Origin of the sequence: Haloarcula pelagica, assembly GCF_030127105.1 — an archaeon.
Classification (GTDB): domain Archaea; phylum Halobacteriota; class Halobacteria; order Halobacteriales; family Haloarculaceae; genus Haloarcula; species Haloarcula pelagica.
This window is the reverse complement of the sequence record NZ_CP126161.1, coordinates 1442342-1458140: the sequence shown is the minus strand read 5'-3', so window position 1 is coordinate 1458140 and position 15799 is coordinate 1442342. Positions and strand designations below refer to the sequence as shown.

Genomic DNA, 15799 nt, shown 5'->3' with positions numbered 1-15799 from the left:
CAGCGTGTGCCCTGCCGGGACACGGTCGGCGCTGGTCTGTGTTCGCTACGACGATAGCTATCGACTGTTGGTGTAGATGTGTCTCGAGCATCCATAGTATTGGATCCCACGTGTGCCTGGACGTACCGAGACGGGCGTCTCTCTGACCACGTAGTCGGTGACGCGGTCCGCGGACTGTTCCGAGATGTCTCTACGAAGAGCGTGGCTGGGGACCGGATCCCGTCTCGAGTGCCCGCCAGCGCGAGCAGACCGCCTTGTCCGCTCACACCGTACGGTCGTCGGCTAAGTGAGCATCCAGCGGACAATTCGTCGGACCCGGCACAAATAGCTTGATATATATCCGAACACCAACCGTGGCACGGTGTCTGCGTGAGCAGTCGCCCGAATCCCCGCCGTGGCCGACTAGTCGTCTGCCGGCGATGTCACAGTCGGCGTCGTCACGCTCGTCGCCGCTTCCTCGGTGGTCCACTCGAGGTCGCCGTCGTAGTGGAACGCGCGGTGCTCCTGCTCGGGGTCGACGACCGTCAGCGAGAGCCAGCCGTTGTCCAGTAGCTCTGCGACCTCGTCGTTCTCCGCGAGGATGTCGGTCACGCGCTCGACGGGCGCGTGGATCACGGTCGAGAGGCGAAGGGGCTGGTGGTACGGTTCGTCGTCGGCGGCGTGGACCGACTGCAGCGGGAGGCCGGTCAGCAGGTCACCGCCGTTGCCCTGATAGACGCCGACGTTCCCGACCGGGTTCTGCGTGACCTTCGAGCCGCTCCCGTAGACGGCCGGATCGACCGTCGAAAAGTAGTACTGGGTGTTGATCCACTGGGTGACGACCATCGGGCCGGCCATGATCGCTTCGAGGTCGTCGCCGGCGGGGTCGGTCGCCCAGTCGTAGGAGTGGAGGAACGAGCGGCCGTCGAGATCCAGGTTCTCGGTGAGGGCACGGGGACCGATCACGAACCCGGCGTTGCCGGCCAGTCCCCACTCCGGGCGAGTCTCGGCCCAGTCGGCGGCGCGGCGCTCGGTCTCGCGGACGCTGTCGTCCGCGTCGGTCCGCTCTGCGGTCGCCGTCGACTGTGCGGTGTCGAGGTCCGCTTCGAGCTGTTCGAGGTCGGCTGCGTGGCTCTCGGGGACCGACCCGTCGTACAGCGTCACCTCGTCGGTGGTCGTGTTGTGCTCGCCGGCGACGAAGACGGTGTCCTCGGGGATGTCGAACCCGCGCTCGCGGAGGTCGGCCTTGACGGCCCCGTCGTTGCAGATGGCCGCCAGCACGCGGGAGCTCGGACCGCCGGGGTTGCCGGCACAGGCGCCACAGTCCAGACTCGACTCGAAGGGGTTGTTCGCGGTCTCGCTGGCGTGGCCGGCGAAGACCACGACGCGGGCGAACTGCTCCCAGCCCATCAGGTCGAACGCCGTCTCGGCGTACTCGACTTTCTCCTCGTGGGTGAGCCCCTCGCGGAGCGCCGCGACCGCGTCCGGGTTGTAGTCGACCGTCGGCGCACAGAACTCGTGGTCTTCTGGCGCGTCGTCCACAGTGTCGATGGCGTCGGCGACGCGAGCGGGCAGGAGCGTCCGGGCCGCCAGCGCGGCCCCGTAGCCCGCCCCGGCGCTCTCGACGAAACTGAACGCCGTCGCGGCGTTGGACTTCAGTTTCTTGAGGACCTTCTGGCCGGCGCCGACGGTGTGTTGCTGGTGGTCGTGTGCGTGCTGTTTCGCGTCTTCGCCCGTGCTCGGCCGGTCCGCGATACGGTGCTCTGCGTCGGCGATCGGCGGGCAGGCGTCGACGGCCACGTCGGCGTCGTACCCCTCGTAGCGCATCGGCACGCCGAAGAAGCCGGCGTAGCCGTGGGTCTCGTAGTCGCCCGTCGCCTCGATGTGGCGGCGGACGACCTCCGAGCGCGTGTCGATACAGAAGACGAACTGGGCGTCCGGACGGCCGTCGTCGGAGTCCCGGGCGGCGCTCTCGTCGGCGACAGCCTCGACCAGTTCGCCGCGGTAGGTCCCCTCCCAGGCGCTCAGCCACGCCTCGGCTATCGCGATCGTGTCGTCGTCGTCGGTGGCGTCGTCCTCGGTCGGCGGTTCCAGCGGCGCGTCGAACGCCTCGACCAGCGCCAGGCGGGCGGCGAGATAGCCCGCGAGCGTGATCGGGTACGACGACTGCCACTCGCCGCCGTCGGCCGCGCGCTGCTTGACGTAGCCGGTCCAGCCGGGGAGCGCGGTCAGGTGGTACTCGAACAGGTCCTCCCACTCGCCCGGCGGGATCGTCCCCAGCAGGTGGTGGAGCGCGTCGATCGGCTCGTCGGGGAGAGCCGCGATGGTGTCGGTCTCCGGAATCTCGCCGTCGTGCTGTGCGGCCGCGTGGAAGGCGGCGAAGAACCCCTGTTCACGGTCGGGCATCGGCCACGTCGCCTGACCCTCGTCGAGGAAGGCGGCGAGCCACTTCGTCAGTACGGCGTCGACGCGGTCGGTCGGCGTCTCCTCGGCGGTCTCGGCGTCGTCCGACGGTGCCTCACGCATGCGGTCGAGCGTGGCCTCCGGATCGGTTTCACAGCCGTGTTCGGCCAGCGCGTCGGTCAGGAGTTCCGTGTCGATCCGGCCGTCCGCCAACGCCGCCTCGAACACGTCGGGGTCGGGGTAGCCGTCGCCGCCGAAGCGGTCGGCCCCCTTCCGGACGGCTTCGGGGAACGGTTCGTCCTCGAACCCCGCCAGGGGGTTGGCGGTCACGAACGAGTGAAGCGGCCACGCACGGCCGACGGGGGCTGCTGCACGCTCGATACTCTCACGAATCGCTGGGTCAGTACTCATTGTAGTCCTCCGTGTCGGTCAGCAGGGTACCGGCTGCGGGCTGTGCGGCGTTGACGAGCGCGACGTACAGGCGCGTGCTGCGCTCGTAGACACCGGTGTCGACGGCGACGTACGCCAGCGCGAACGCGGCGGCGAGGACGCCGTGGACGGCGGTCAGTTCGGTCGGGGGCGATCCGAGCGGAAGCGGTGCCAGGACGGCCGTGACGGCGGTGTACGCCCCGGCGTAGACGGTGATCCCGGCCAGGAAGACCAGCGGGGCGACGACGTACCGGACCGTCGTCGGGAGCCCGCGGTGGCCGACGGCGGTCCGGGTCGCGTGCAGGGTCGTCAGCGAGACCAGGCCGGCCAGCAGGAGGCCGGTGTCGAAGCTCGTCCCTTTCCCGGTGAGGACCGCGAACAGCGCGCCGCCGGCGACGGCGGTCACGGCGGTCACGATCAGGCCGACGGCGCTGGGGTCGGCCGCCGTCCCCGTCTTCGCGGGCGCGGTCTGCTCGACCTGCTCGCCCGAGGAGAGGAACTGGTAGGCCTTGTAGAACCCGTGCAGGATCAGGTGCGTGATCGCGGCGCCGAAAAAGCCCAGGCCGGCCTGGAGGAGCATAAAGCCCATCTGGCCCACCGTCGAGCAGCCCAGTTTCCGCTTGATATCCGTCTGGACGGTCTTCAGGAGTTTCCCGAGTAACGCGCTCGTGGCGCCGACGACCGCGATCCCGAGCATGACGGTCGGGTCGAGCGTGACGACGGGCGCGAACCGGACCAGCAGGACGCCGCCGGCGTTGACGAACCCGGCGTGCATCAGCGCCGACGCGGGCGTCGGTGCGGTCATCGACGAGAGGAGCCAGGAGTGAAACGGGACCAGTGCCGACTGGATCATCGCCGCACCCACCAGCGCCACCACCGCGACGACCCAGGGGACCGTCGGGACGGTGTCGACGGCGGTCACGATCTCCGAGACGGCCGTCTCGCCCGTCGCCCAGGACAGCACGCCCAGCGCGACCGCCAGCAAAGCGGTGCTGGCGAGGAAGTACCGGCGGGCGAGCGTCGCCGCGGCCTGTGCCTGTGGCCAGCCGTCGACGTAGCCGATGAGCGACGCCATCGCCAGCCCCATCGCCAGCCAGGCGACCCCGAACAGGGCGACGTGGTCGGCGGCGACGAGCACCATCACCGCGAGCGTGAAGCCGAAGACACGGGTGAAAAACCGCGTCAGGTCCTTGCTCCCGGCCATGTAGCGCCGGGAGTAGCTGTGGACGATACCGCTGAAGAAGGTCACGACGACCCACAGCAACACCGTCAGTCCGTCGACGGCGACCACGCCACCGAACTCCCAGGCGCCGCCGGTCCCGAGGGCCGCGGCTAGGACGCCCAGACTCGCCACCCACATGAGCCAGACGGCTCGGGTGAGCGCTCGGGGCGTGACCGGCGTCGATTCCGTCGGTTCCGGGAGTTGTCCAATCGTCGTCGAGTGGTCGTGTTCTGTCATCGTTGGCTGTGGTCGACAGCGACCTGCCCGGAGCCGGCGGCCCCGGGGACCGGTCCTGGTCGACTTCACTCGTATTGACGAACAGACTGTGCATTAAAGATTTCTATTCGATCAATCTGTTCGAAGAAACTGGTATTATAGAACATTATGTTTTTGCAGGCGATGTTGGGTCGGCGTGTGCTCGCGGCTGGCGACAGCCGTCGCTCGTGGTCTCACTGTCGTCGTCCGCGCAGCGGGACCTGGTCAGGGGTGGCCGACACGCGTTCACAGACTGCTCGCACAGCAGCGAACGAAGAACGGATCGGTACCGTTCGGGGGGCTAGACGTGGTTGTGGCGGCGACCGTCTCGCCGATCGCTGTCTCCGACGCCGCTACTGTCGTCACTCGGGCCCGAACTCGCCGAACGGTTTGGTCTCGTGGCTCCGGACGAGCACCTCGTCGGCGACGGTCAGGCCCATGTTCAACAACTCCTGTGCGACCGGGGTGATGTCGCTGTCGGACTCGCCCACGACGGTGATCAGGAGGTTCTGCTCGCCGGTGACCAGTTCCTGGACGGAGACGACGCCGTCGATCTCCAGGATCGCCGGGATGAGATCGCCGCGTTCGGGGATCGCCGCGGTACAGAACAGCAACATCCGCAGCGGGTAGCCCGACTTCTGGTAGTCGACATCGGCGCTGTACCCCTTGATCATCCCGTCGGATTCGAGCCGCTGGATCCGCTTGCGGACGGTGCTGTCCGACGTTCCGGTCCGCTCGGCGATGTCCCCCGAAGACATGTTGCGTGCGTCTTCCTGGAGCGCGTGGAGGATCGCCCGGTCCACGTCGTCGATGGCTTCGTCTGCCATACCGTCCCGTCACACCCGCGCGGCAAAGGCCCTTGGGCTCGCGCGCGAAGCGGCGGCCAGACCTGTCCACGCCGGCTCGGTACGCCGGGCCTACCCGATCGCGGTTCGAGAAACAGATAGTTACTTGCTCACTGGGGTCATTGATACAGGCAGTACGCTCGGCCAGGTGGGGAAATGGCAGGGACACAGCGAACCAAGCAGGACGGCATCTCGACGACGAAGACGGTCAGCGCCGCCTCCGGCACCGCCAGGCGCGTCTCGCTCACGATTCAGTCGACGCGAGACGCCACCACGCTGGTTCGGCTCACCGACTCCGTCCCGTCGGGCCACTCTCTCGTCGACCCGGCTCACGGCCCGGAGCAGGCCGACCAGCCGACATACAGCGACGGACGGATCGTCGTCGAGCGGACGCTCCGCCCTGGTGAGACGGTAACTCTCGGCTACCTGCTCACGGGCGGCTCCGGGACCCTCCCCGACGCGACGATCGAGTGTGTCACGGAGTTCGACACCTCGCCGGAGCCGATCCGGGAGCCGGTCGTCCTGTGGGAGCGGGCCGACGGCTCGACGGTCCCGCTCGGGCTCTCGCTCCCGGACGCTAGCGGTGACGAGATCCCGCTCGTCCACCTCGACGGGGCCGTCACCGGTGCCCACGCGGCCCCGGCGATCGGGATCGTCCTCGCCGAGCACAACGAAGACGCCGTCTACCGGACGGTCATGCGGGCGAAACGCCGCGGCCACCCGGTCCTGTTGACCTACCCGCCCGCGCTGGCCGACGCGGAGCTCATCGACGCGGTCGGGTCGCTGGGCGTGACCGTCGTCGAGCCGCCCCGCGGCGACCCGACGGTCGCGGTGTTTCACCGCGCGCTCTCGACGGCTGCCAGAGAGCGCGGGCTCCCCGGGATCGTCCTCCAGACGCGTGACTGCCCGCGGATCGACTACGGACGGACACTGAACGCCCTCGACCGGGCCGACTTCGAGGTCGTCGCCATCCCGGAGGCCTGGAACGAGGCGGACACCGGGCCGTCGGTCGTCGTCGCGATCCCGGCCTACAACGCGGGCGGGAGCATCGGGCGCGTGGTCGAACAGGCCGCGGCGTTCGCCGACGAGGTGCTCGTCGTCGACGACGGGAGCACGGACGAGACTGGTGTCATCGCCCGCGAGGCCGGCGCGACCGTCGTCACCCACGAGCGAAACCGCGGCTACGGCGGCGCGCTCAAGACCGCGTTCGACGAGGCGGCGACGCGCGGCGTGGCACATCTCATCGTCATCGACGCCGACGGCCAACACGACCCGGCGGACATCCCGCTGTTGGTCGACACCCAGGAGCGGTCGGCCGCCGATATCGTGATCGGGAGTCGGTACGTCCCGGGCTCGAACACGCGGATCCCGTTCGTCCGATCGATCGGGCTGGCGGTCATCAACCACATGACCAACGTCAGTCTCGGCAATCTCCGCCCGAGCGGCTGGATTCGGGACACACAGAGCGGCTATCGGGCGTACAACCGCCGCGCGATCAGCTCCCTGGCCGAGGACGACACAATCGGCGAGAACATGGGCGCGAGCACCGACATCCTCTATCACGCCCACCGGAACCGCCTCAGCGTCACCGAAGTCCCGACGACGATCTACTACGATGTCGAACACGGCAGCACCCAGGGCTCGCTCAGCCACGGGCTCGATCTGGTGCGCAACATCGCCTGGACCATCGAGTACGGTCGACCGCTGCTCATCGTCGGGCTACCGGGCACCGTCAGCATGATCCTGGGGGTGGTCGTCACGAGCCTGCTGACGACGCAGTTCCTCCAGGGCGGACAGCTCGCGCCGGTCCCGCTCGCGACGGGCGTCCTGTTCGCGCTGGGCGGGCTGTTGCTCTGTTTCGCCGCCATCCTGATGCACGTGCTCAACGAGCATCCGACGTTCAAGCGGTTGCGGTCGTAGCCGGCGAGTTGAAGCGTCGTCGGCCCCGCGGTACCACTGTGCTCCCCTGGACCCACCTCGCGTTCGGTTACGTCCTCTTTCTGGGTGTCCTCCTCCTCTCTCGGCGTCCCGGCTCGCGCGCAGAACTGCTTGCGCTGCTGGCCGGGACGCAGGTGCCCGACGTGATCGACAAGCCACTGGCCTGGTGGGTGCAGCTCCTGCCGTCGGGCCGGTCGCTGGCTCACTCGCTGCTCTTTGCCGTCCCGGTCGTCCTGGCCGCGGCGGTCGTCGCCCGCCGATACGGCCGTCGAGAGCTGGGGCCTGCACTCGCCGTCGGCTACGCGAGTCACCTCCTGGGGGATACGTACGCCGCGCTGTGGTACTGGCGCACCGAGGAACTCACCTTCCTGTTGTGGCCGCTGCTCCCGCCGTACCCCTACGACGAGTTCACGGGCTTTCTCGACTTCGCGCTCCGGGCCGAAGTGACGACGAGCCTGCTGGTGCAGTCGGCCGTCGCCGGCGTCGGCCTCCTCGTCCTGCTCGCGCACTTCGCCCGGGTGCCGTGGTGGCCCCCGGAACGACGGGTCGGCTAGGCGCCGATTACTCGACGACGACGGTCCCGACCATCCCGGACTCGTGGGGGATACAGAAGTAGGGGTACTCCCCAGCCGTCTCGAAGGTGTGCGTGTACGTCTCGTCGGGGCCGACACTGCCGACGGGGTAGTCCTGTCTCGCCGCCGACTCGCTGTCGAACTCGCCGGAGGCGAAGTAGTCGGCGCCCGCTGGCAGGTCGTCCTCGTAGGCGGTGACGCTGTGAGCGACCGACCCGACCGTCTCCCAGACCACCGTGTCGCCGACGCTGATCTCGACCGTCTCCGGGACGAACTTGAGCGAGTCGGTCATCTCGACGAGGGTCTCGCTCGGTCCGACCGTCGGCGTCGGAGTCGGCGTCTCGGTCGCGGTCGATCCCGACTCCGAACAGCCCGCGAGGCCGACCGCAGCGGCCCCCACCACCTTCAGCAGCGTCCGTCGTTGCATACCTCCCTGTCGACCTCGGGCGGATTAAGGCTGTCTCCACCGGTACGGTCGGCTTACCGTCCCGGCACCGCTCACTCGCCGAACTGTGCCAGCGCCCTCCGGGCGCTGCCGCGGAGCGACGGTGAGAGCACGACGACGCCGAGATAGACGACTCCGCCAAGCGCCACCAGACCCAGCAGGCGGGGCAGCGTCGTCGCCGGCACGACCGTCCCGACGAGCAGGAGCGTCCCCGCCATCGCGCCGGCGGCGCCGACACACCACCCCAGATCACGGGCGGCGAACTCGACGGGGACGATCCGCCGGAGGAACCACCAGAGCGCGGCGGTGTTGACAGCCATCGCCAGGCCGGTCGCCGCGGCGCCGCCGACCAGCCCGTAGCGGGGCACGAGCACGAGGTTCAGGACGACGTTCAGGGTCAGGGAGAGGACCGTCGCGCCGGCGCCGATGTCGGGCCGGTCGACCGCCCGGACCGCCGCGTCGAGGACGATGTTGACCGCGGCGACGACCTTCTCGCCCATCAGGACGACGAACGCGGCCGCCGCGAGGACGTACTCCGGACCGAACACCAGTCCCAGCAGTTCCTCGGAGAGGAGCGCGACGCCGGCGAAAGAGGGGACGACCAGAAACAGCGCGGCCGTCGTCCCGTTGCGCAGTGTCGTCCTGATCGCGTCGACCTCGCCGCTCGCGTTCCAGGCGCTCAACTGGGCGAAGACGGTGTTCGCGACGACGCCGCCGACCACCGCCGTCATCAGGGTCACGCGCCAGGCCAACTCGTAGCCGGCGACGTGGGCCGACGAGAGGAAGAAGCCGATGACGAGCAGGTCCATCGTGTTGTAGATGTGCCCGCCCAGCCCCCAGATGCCGTTGAACTTCGCGTAGTCGACGAGGGACGCGACGTGTTCTCGGGCGGGGACGGCGGGCTGGATCGAGACGCGCGTCGCGCCGGCCACCAGGAGGACGACGTAGCCCGCGACGACGCCGTACAGCAAGGCCCACACGCCGAGGCCGAACTGCAAGAGGACGACGGCGACGACGACGTAGGTGACCAACCGCAGGAAGTACAACACGGCCGTCTCGTCGGCCCGGAGTTCCGCACGGAGGACGTGGACGGTAAGCGTCGACAGTTCGTACAGCAGCGTCGTCACGACCAGCAAGAGTGCAACGTCCGCGCCGACGTAGCCGTTGATCACGTCCCGGAACAGGACGACGACCACGCCGAGGACGCCGATGAGCCCGACTTTCAGCAGGATCGCGGCACCGAGGATCTGGCGCGGAGCGGTCCCCTCGCTGATGCGCTTCTCGACGGCGCCCCGGATCCCGAAGTCGCCGAACGTCGCCAGCGTGCTCAGGACGGCCTCGAAGAGGAAGAACACGCCCAGCCGCGCCGCCCCGAGTTCGGTCGCGAAGTAGACGGTGCTCAGGAAGCCGACGACGGTGCCGAACAGTTCGATCCCCAGCAAGAGCCCGCCGGCCCGCGCGAAGTTCAGCCGTCTCGGAACCGCGGTCCGGGAGGACGGTCGAACGGGGTCGGTCCCGCGGCGCTTCTCCTCCATCGTCGCGGCTACGCCCCGCCGGTCGCGTCGTCACTCCCGGGCCAGTACATACCACGTAGTCGGTGATTACCGACTTAAACGTACGGATCGGTGTCCCGTCAGGGTTCGGCGACGGTCACCTGGAGGTGGACCTGCCGGTCGGGGGCGCCCGTCGGCTCGCGGTCGAAGTACACCGCGTAGGTCAGCCGCAGGTCGCCCGACAGCGTCGGTGTCACCGTGTGTTCGACGCGGGCGGTCCCGTCCGCGGGGTCGGTGAACGTGAGCCGCTGGAGTTCCGTCTCCTCGCGGACTGTCACCGTCCCGTCGGCGACGGCGACGCGCTGGAGCGTGACGACGGCGATGACCGGCGTCGCGCTGTCGGTGCCGCTCTCGGCGCCGAGGACGAGCGCCGCCGGTTCACCGCGGGTGAGTCGCCCAGGGTACTCCTCGGCTGCCGGCCCGTCCGAACCGGGTGTCAGGAGGTACGCCTCCGACGGCGAGCGGTCGGCCGCGGGGAGTCCGGAGACGGCGGCGACAGCGAGCGCGAGCGAGAGACAGACCGCCACGGACAGCACGATGTCGACGGGCTGTTCCCCGACCGCTCGCCGGCCCCGCTCGCGGGCCGCGTCGAACGAGACGCCGGCGGGCGACTCGACCCGCCTCCGACGGACGACCGCCAGCACGAGCGCCCCCAGTGTCACGACCGTGACACCGCCGAGCACCGGGATCGTGGCGAAGCCGAAGACGCTGAAATCGAGCAGGAAGCCCACCGCAAGGACCACCCCGACGCTCGCGCCGAAGCCGAGGACGAGCCGTCCGAGTCCCGACAGTTGCGGTCCGCCGTCGGTCCCGACGCGCTCGGGGAACAGCGCGGAGACGACGGCGTAGCCCGGCCCGACGAGCAGGAACGGGACCACGAGCGCCGGCCGGAGCAGACTCTCGCGCAATGCGGGGACTAGCACGACCACGTCGACGAGCGCCAGCCAGCCCCCGACCGCGAGGAGGTCGGCGTGGCGGAGTCCCCGCTGCATGCCCCCACGTTGCCCCGGCGCCGATGAAAACCCTATCGGTGGCTCCAACAGCAGTACTAAGTCGGTCCGTGGCCTCCTGTCGCACGAATGAGTCTCGTGGACGGCGCGGACGACGGCGGCCGAGGGCAGCCGGCACCAGCGGCGTGGTCCGATGCGTAGAGCCGCGCGCGGGGACCGACTCCTCCGGCGACCGTCGGTCCCGACGGTGCTGTTGCTCGCGGTCGGCCTGCTGGGGCTCGCGGTCAGCTTCGAGGCGCTTGCGGTCCCGGTCGTCCCGACCGAGGGGACGCTCGGGTTGCTGACGGCGCTCTCGGGCACGCTGGTCGTCGGCGGCGTCGCCAACCACGTCCTCGTCACCGGCCGCGACCTGCCGCTCGCGGTGACGGAAAGCGTCGCCGCCGCCGCCGGGACGACCGTCGAGTCGCTCGTCACAGGGCAGGACCTCGACGACAGGCGCGTCTACCTCCCGGGGACCGACGACCGGGGGTCGCGCCTGGTCGTCCCGGCCACCGGGGAGGAGGGCGGCGCGGTCACGGCCGCTCGACACGCGGTCGAGGGCGAGACGGCGGCGGTCGTCGTCACCCCGACGGCCGCCGACCTGGTCACGCGGTTCCGCGAGCGGCGGACCGACGCCGCGGCGACCGAGCCGGCACACCACCTCGACGCGCTCTGTGACGGCCTCACGGCGGTGTACGACCTCGCCGGCGGCGCGAGCGCGACGGTCGACGGCCGGCACGCGACGGTCGCGGTCCGGGCCTGCCCGCTGGGCGAGCCCCGTCGGATCGACCATCTGGTCTCGTCGTTCCTCGGGACCGGGCTCGCCGACGCGCTCGACCGCCCGGTCGAGGTGACAGACGTGCGCCCCGACGACGGGCAACGGGCGTACTCGTTCACGGTCGCGCTCCGCTGGCCGGCCGGCGAGCGCAGCCAGTAGTCACAGCCCGCGGGCGAACAGCTCCGTCGCGGTCGTCCACACTTCCACGGCCACCAGCCCGACGAAGACGGCGAACCCGGCGAGCAACAGGACCCGGACGCCACGCTGCCAGGGCGGACTCGCGTGCAGCGCCGTCGTCCGCTGGACCGCGACGAGCCCCCCGAGCAGCGTCAGGACGAACCAGTGTGCCCCGGTGAGCGCGCCGACGGCGGCGAGCGCGACCACGACCGCCAGCGACCACCCGACTGTCAGGCGAACGAGGCGACGCTGGCGGCGAGTCGGCATGGGTGCTCTCGGACGGCGGCCGGCAAAAACGTGACGCCAGTACTGTTTTGCTCACCGGGTGCCTGCGTGCTGACATGGTGAGGAACGACGCCGCCGAGCGCCGACCGGTCGCCGACCCGGGCTCCCGCGACCGTCTGTGTCGCCGCGACCGTTCGGGACGGCACGGACGCCGATGACCGGCGCCGATCGGGTCGCCCTGTTCGGTGGGTTCGTGGTCGTGCTGACAGTCGCCGGACTGGGCGGCGCGCTCGCGCTGGGCGTCCTGGACACGGCGCCGGCGATCCGGGCCGGCTACGCCGTCGTCGGGACGCTGCTCGCGCTGGGCGTCTACGCGGTGACTCGCGGTGACGCGACGCCGGACGGGGAGCCGCCGGTCACGGCCGGCCAGACGGCCAAAATCCTGCTCGTCCTCGGGGGACTGGCCGTCGCAGCGACCGCCTGGACCGGCGATCGACTGGTGCCGCTTTTGGGGCTGCTCCCGGCCGGCTACCTCCTGGTGGCGACGCAGGTGCGCCACGACGGGGCGCCGGCGCCGACGCTCGCGGCGACGGTCGTCCTGTTTGCGGTCCCGCCGATCACGAAGGCGCTGACGACCGGGTTCTACTTCGGCGGGACCGACACGTTCGCCCACGTCGACAGCCTCAACCGGCTGTTCGCGGCCGGCTACACGACGGTGTTGCCCCACGGCTACGACTTCTTCCCGGGCTTTCACCTCTTCGTCGGCGCCGCCTCGCTGCTGGGCGGGCTCTCGCCGTACGACGCCATCGTCGCGGCCGGCATCGGCGTCTCGGCACTGCTGGTCCCGACGATGTACCTCGTCGCGACCCGCCTGTTCGCGGACGGCCGCGTCGCCCTCGGCGTGGCGCTCGCCGTCACCGCCGTCGAGTGGGTCGGCTACCACACCGTCTACTTCTTCCCGCAGACGCTCGCGGTGGTCCTGCTGGGCGTCGGGTTCTACGTGACGACATCGCTCTCGACGGCGGGGACGACCCGGCGCTACCGCCAGTACGGCGCCTACGCGCTCGGCCTCGTGGTCGTGCTCGTGTTCGTCCACCACCTGACCTACGTCGTCGCGCTCGCGCCCGTCGGTGCCGTGGCGGCCGCGACCTACGCGGCGCCGGCGCTGGCCGGCCGCGCCGGCGGCACACTCGGGGCGCTCTCCACGGCCCGCGACCGCCTCCGGTTTCGCTGGAGTTTCCCAGTCGTCGTCGGGGCCACCGCGGTGGTGAGCTACCTCGTCTTCTCCGGGAGCATCATCGTCTACGGTATCTTCGGACTGGCGTTCAACATCGGCCGCGAGGTCGCCGGCAGCGGCGCGTTCTCGACGTTCTTCTACGGCGTCGCGGTCCCGGTCGACACCGCCGCCCGCGCGCTCTCGTGGTTCGCTCGGCCGACCGGGATCTACTACAGCGTCTTCGGCGCCGTCGCCCTGGTCGGCCTCTACGAGGCGCTCGCGTCCGGCCGCCGGTACGCCGACCGCGCGCCGCTGCTTGCCGTCGCGGTCGGGACCGTCCCGCTGTTTCTCCCGCTGCCGGTCCAGATCCCGCAGGTCGAACGGATCACCGTCGTCGTCGTGCTGTTCGCCGTGTTCCCGCTGGGCATCGGGATCGCCAGAGCGCTCGGGTCCGGCGGCACCCGCGCGGGCCGGATCGGCGTCGTCGTCGGGCTCCTCCTAGTCGCGACGCTGGGGACGACGGGCGCGCTCACGACGCTGACGGCCGACGACGTGCGGGTGGTCGACGTTCCCGACCGGGACGTTCAGACCGCCATGTCCGACCGGGAGTACGCCGCGACGGTCCGGACCGCGACGTTCCTCGACCGGTACGGCACCCAGCCGGCGGCGGCCGACCAGATCACCGACCGGGCGTTCGCGTCCGCTCCCATCGCCGACAGCGACCGGCTCGTCAGACAGCGCCAGGGCCTCCGGGCGGGCCCGACGGGGCTGTCGGCACCGACGGGCTACGTCGTGGTCCGCGAGGGCTGGACGGACTCCGTCGTCCCGGTCGCGTCGGGGCGCGGGCTGCTCTCGAACGAGGTCGCCTTCTTCACGGTCTCGGACGACCGATACCGGACGGGGACCGCCCGCCACAGCGTCGTCTACTCGGCCGGCGAGACGCGCGTCCTCTACGATGGGGAGCGCTACGAGGGCCTGTTCGGCGACGGGGGTGAGGCCCAGTGAGCGACGCCGACCGCCACACGGAAGACGACCGGCTCCGGGTCGCGGTCGCCTGTTCGGGCCTGCAGCTCCCGGCCTGGCAGGCCCGGGCGATCCGGGCGCTTCGCGGGGTCGAGTCTGTCACGTTGACGATGGTCGTCGACGAGTCGCCGGCGACCGGGCGGGCCGAACCGATCCACCTCGATCCGGGCCGGCGGCTGGCCGCGGTCCCAGAGGCCACGACCGCGCCGCCGTGGCCGGTGTGGGACGGCTGGCAGCGGCTCACTCCGAGCCCCGGCGCCAGCACGGTCCTCGATCTGACCGACGAACTGGCCGGCATCGAGCGGCTCCCGGTCCAGGGCCGTGACGCCGACGGGACCGTCGCGCTCGGCGAGCGTGGACGGGCGGCGCTCGCCGACGCCGACATCGACGTACTGGTCCGCCTCGGCGGCCTCGGGCTCGGCGACGAGGCCGTCCTGTCGACGCCGACCTACGGCGTCTGGGAGTTCCGCTACGGGGGCGACGGCCAGGGCGGGAGCTGGCCGCCCTGCGTCGACGAACTCCGGGCCGGCGAGACAGTCACACACGCGGCGCTCTGGCGGGTGACAGGCCCCGATAGCGGCGTTCCGCTGCGCCGCGGGGCGTTCCCGACGACGGCGTACTCCTGGCCGGCGACCGTCGACCGGCTGTTCATGGGCAGCGCCCGCTGGCCCGCCGCCGTCGCCGTCGACATCGCCAGCGGCGAGGCGGGCTACCTGGACGGCGAGCCGGTCCAGATCGACCGGGAAGCCGGCCGTGAACCGGGCGTCGGCGGCGTCGCTCGACTGGCGTTCGCCCAGGCCCGTGCCGGCTGGGACCTCCTGACCAGCGGGAGCGGCGTCTGGAGCATCGGCGTCACCGACTCGCCGATCGAGGCGGTCGTCGCCGATCCGGCGGGCACCGACTTCGAGTGGTTCCCGCTCCCGGACAGCCGCCGGTTCGTCGCCGACCCGTTCCCCGTCCGGATCGACGGCGAGCCGTACCTCCTGTTCGAGGAGTTCCCCTTCGACACCGCGAAAGGCGTCATCTCGGCGCTCAGCCTCGACGACGACCTCTCGTTCGACAACACCGAGGTCGTCCTCGAACAGCCCTTCCACCTCTCGTACCCCTACGCGTTCGTCCACGACGGGTCGACCTACGTCACCCCGGAGATGGCCGAGGGCAACGAGATCAGGCTCTACGAACTCCACGGGCCGACAGAGTGGGACCACGTCGAGACGCTCGTCCCCGACGTGATGGGGATCGACCCGACCGTGGTCCGCCACGACGGGCGCTGGTGGCTGTTCTTCACGCTGCTTGACGACCTGCCGGAGACGAACCTCCACGTCTACCACGCCCCGACGCTGCGCGGCGAGTGGGTGCCCCACGCCAACAACCCCGTCAAGACCGACGTGCGCTCGGTCCGGCCCGCGGGCACGCCCTGGACCGAGGACGGCACCCTCTACCGACCCGGCCAGTACTGCGCCGGCGGCTACGGGAAACGCGTCGTCGTCAACCGCGTCGACCGGCTGACCCCGACGGCGTTCGAGGAGACGGTCGTCGGCGAACTCGCGCCCGGCGACGACGACCCCTACGCCGGCGGCCGGCACACCCTGGCGGCAAACGAGGATGTCACCGTCATCGACGGCTACCACCCCGTCGTCGACACCTACCACACGCTCCGTCGCGCCCGGATCGTCCTCCGTGGGCTCTCGAACCGCCTGCCGCGGTTCCCGTAGCGTCCCGGAGGCTCGGCCACGAACGACCCCGCCTG

Annotated in this window: 12 protein-coding genes; 5 read left to right on the top strand and 7 right to left on the bottom strand. The window is 70.6% G+C overall.

Going from position 1 to position 15799, the window contains the following annotated elements; translation table 11 throughout:
• Positions 1–402: 402 nt before the first annotated feature.
• From P1L40_RS07620 to P1L40_RS07610, 3 genes are all read right to left on the bottom strand, one after another.
• Positions 403–2793, bottom strand: a complete 2391-nt coding sequence (locus tag P1L40_RS07620; RefSeq protein ID WP_284010733.1) for a DUF2309 domain-containing protein — start codon at positions 2791–2793, stop codon at positions 403–405.
• A complete protein-coding gene (locus P1L40_RS07615; RefSeq protein WP_284010732.1) occupies positions 2783–4270 on the bottom strand; it encodes a proton-conducting transporter transmembrane domain-containing protein in 1488 nt (495 codons plus the stop codon). Before P1L40_RS07615 ends, P1L40_RS07620 begins: the two co-directional genes overlap by 11 nt.
• 380 nt (positions 4271–4650) lie before the next feature.
• Entirely contained in the window at positions 4651–5115 is a 465-nt protein-coding gene (locus P1L40_RS07610; RefSeq protein WP_284010731.1) for an Lrp/AsnC family transcriptional regulator, read from the bottom strand.
• A gap of 174 nt (positions 5116–5289) precedes the next feature.
• Between P1L40_RS07610 and P1L40_RS07605 the strand changes: the two genes are divergently transcribed.
• Both P1L40_RS07605 and P1L40_RS07600 read left to right on the top strand, forming a co-directional pair.
• On the top strand, positions 5290–7053 hold the full coding sequence (locus tag P1L40_RS07605; RefSeq protein WP_284010730.1) for a glycosyltransferase family 2 protein: 1764 nt from the start codon (positions 5290–5292) through the stop codon (positions 7051–7053).
• Between the two features lie 38 nt (positions 7054–7091).
• A complete protein-coding gene (locus P1L40_RS07600; RefSeq protein WP_284010729.1) occupies positions 7092–7625 on the top strand; it encodes a metal-dependent hydrolase in 534 nt (177 codons plus the stop codon).
• Between the two features lie 7 nt (positions 7626–7632).
• Here the strand turns inward: P1L40_RS07600 and P1L40_RS07595 are convergent, their stop codons facing one another.
• From P1L40_RS07595 to P1L40_RS07585, 3 genes are all read right to left on the bottom strand, one after another.
• A complete protein-coding gene (locus P1L40_RS07595; protein WP_284010728.1) occupies positions 7633–8070 on the bottom strand; it encodes a cupredoxin domain-containing protein in 438 nt (145 codons plus the stop codon).
• Between the two features lie 71 nt (positions 8071–8141).
• On the bottom strand, positions 8142–9623 hold the full coding sequence (locus P1L40_RS07590) for a lipopolysaccharide biosynthesis protein (RefSeq protein ID WP_284010727.1): 1482 nt from the start codon (positions 9621–9623) through the stop codon (positions 8142–8144).
• 98 nt (positions 9624–9721) lie between these two features.
• The gene (locus tag P1L40_RS07585) at positions 9722–10633 is read right to left on the bottom strand and encodes a DUF1616 domain-containing protein (protein ID WP_284010726.1); all 912 of its coding nucleotides are present in this window, start codon (positions 10631–10633) and stop codon (positions 9722–9724) included.
• A gap of 151 nt (positions 10634–10784) precedes the next feature.
• Between P1L40_RS07585 and P1L40_RS07580 the strand changes: the two genes are divergently transcribed.
• Positions 10785–11567, top strand: a complete 783-nt coding sequence (locus P1L40_RS07580) for a DUF7982 domain-containing protein (RefSeq protein ID WP_284010725.1) — start codon at positions 10785–10787, stop codon at positions 11565–11567.
• On the opposite strand, the gene P1L40_RS07575 is transcribed toward P1L40_RS07580, so the two are convergent.
• On the bottom strand, positions 11568–11852 hold the full coding sequence (locus P1L40_RS07575; RefSeq protein ID WP_284010724.1) for a DUF8044 family membrane protein: 285 nt from the start codon (positions 11850–11852) through the stop codon (positions 11568–11570).
• Between the two features lie 172 nt (positions 11853–12024).
• Here P1L40_RS07575 and P1L40_RS07570 point away from each other — a divergent pair, with 172 nt between their 5' ends.
• Entirely contained in the window at positions 12025–14031 is a 2007-nt protein-coding gene (locus P1L40_RS07570; RefSeq protein ID WP_284010723.1) for a hypothetical protein, read from the top strand.
• The gene (locus P1L40_RS07565) at positions 14028–15764 is read left to right on the top strand and encodes a glucosamine inositolphosphorylceramide transferase family protein (protein ID WP_284010722.1); all 1737 of its coding nucleotides are present in this window, start codon (positions 14028–14030) and stop codon (positions 15762–15764) included. Before P1L40_RS07570 ends, P1L40_RS07565 begins: the two co-directional genes overlap by 4 nt.
• Positions 15765–15799: the final 35 nt, after the last annotated feature.

Coding starts and splice junctions, on each gene's coding strand:
- P1L40_RS07620 (WP_284010733.1), bottom strand. CDS start 2,793: ATGAGTACTGACCCAGCGATTCGTGAGAGTATCGAGCGTGCAGCAGCC.
- P1L40_RS07615 (WP_284010732.1), bottom strand. CDS start 4,270: ATGACAGAACACGACCACTCGACGACGATTGGACAACTCCCGGAACCG.
- P1L40_RS07610 (WP_284010731.1), bottom strand. CDS start 5,115: ATGGCAGACGAAGCCATCGACGACGTGGACCGGGCGATCCTCCACGCG.
- P1L40_RS07605 (WP_284010730.1), top strand. CDS start 5,290: ATGGCAGGGACACAGCGAACCAAGCAGGACGGCATCTCGACGACGAAG.
- P1L40_RS07595 (WP_284010728.1), bottom strand. CDS start 8,070: ATGCAACGACGGACGCTGCTGAAGGTGGTGGGGGCCGCTGCGGTCGGC.
- P1L40_RS07590 (WP_284010727.1), bottom strand. CDS start 9,623: ATGGAGGAGAAGCGCCGCGGGACCGACCCCGTTCGACCGTCCTCCCGG.
- P1L40_RS07585 (WP_284010726.1), bottom strand. CDS start 10,633: ATGCAGCGGGGACTCCGCCACGCCGACCTCCTCGCGGTCGGGGGCTGG.
- P1L40_RS07580 (WP_284010725.1), top strand. CDS start 10,785: ATGCGTAGAGCCGCGCGCGGGGACCGACTCCTCCGGCGACCGTCGGTC.
- P1L40_RS07575 (WP_284010724.1), bottom strand. CDS start 11,852: ATGCCGACTCGCCGCCAGCGTCGCCTCGTTCGCCTGACAGTCGGGTGG.
- P1L40_RS07570 (WP_284010723.1), top strand. CDS start 12,025: ATGACCGGCGCCGATCGGGTCGCCCTGTTCGGTGGGTTCGTGGTCGTG.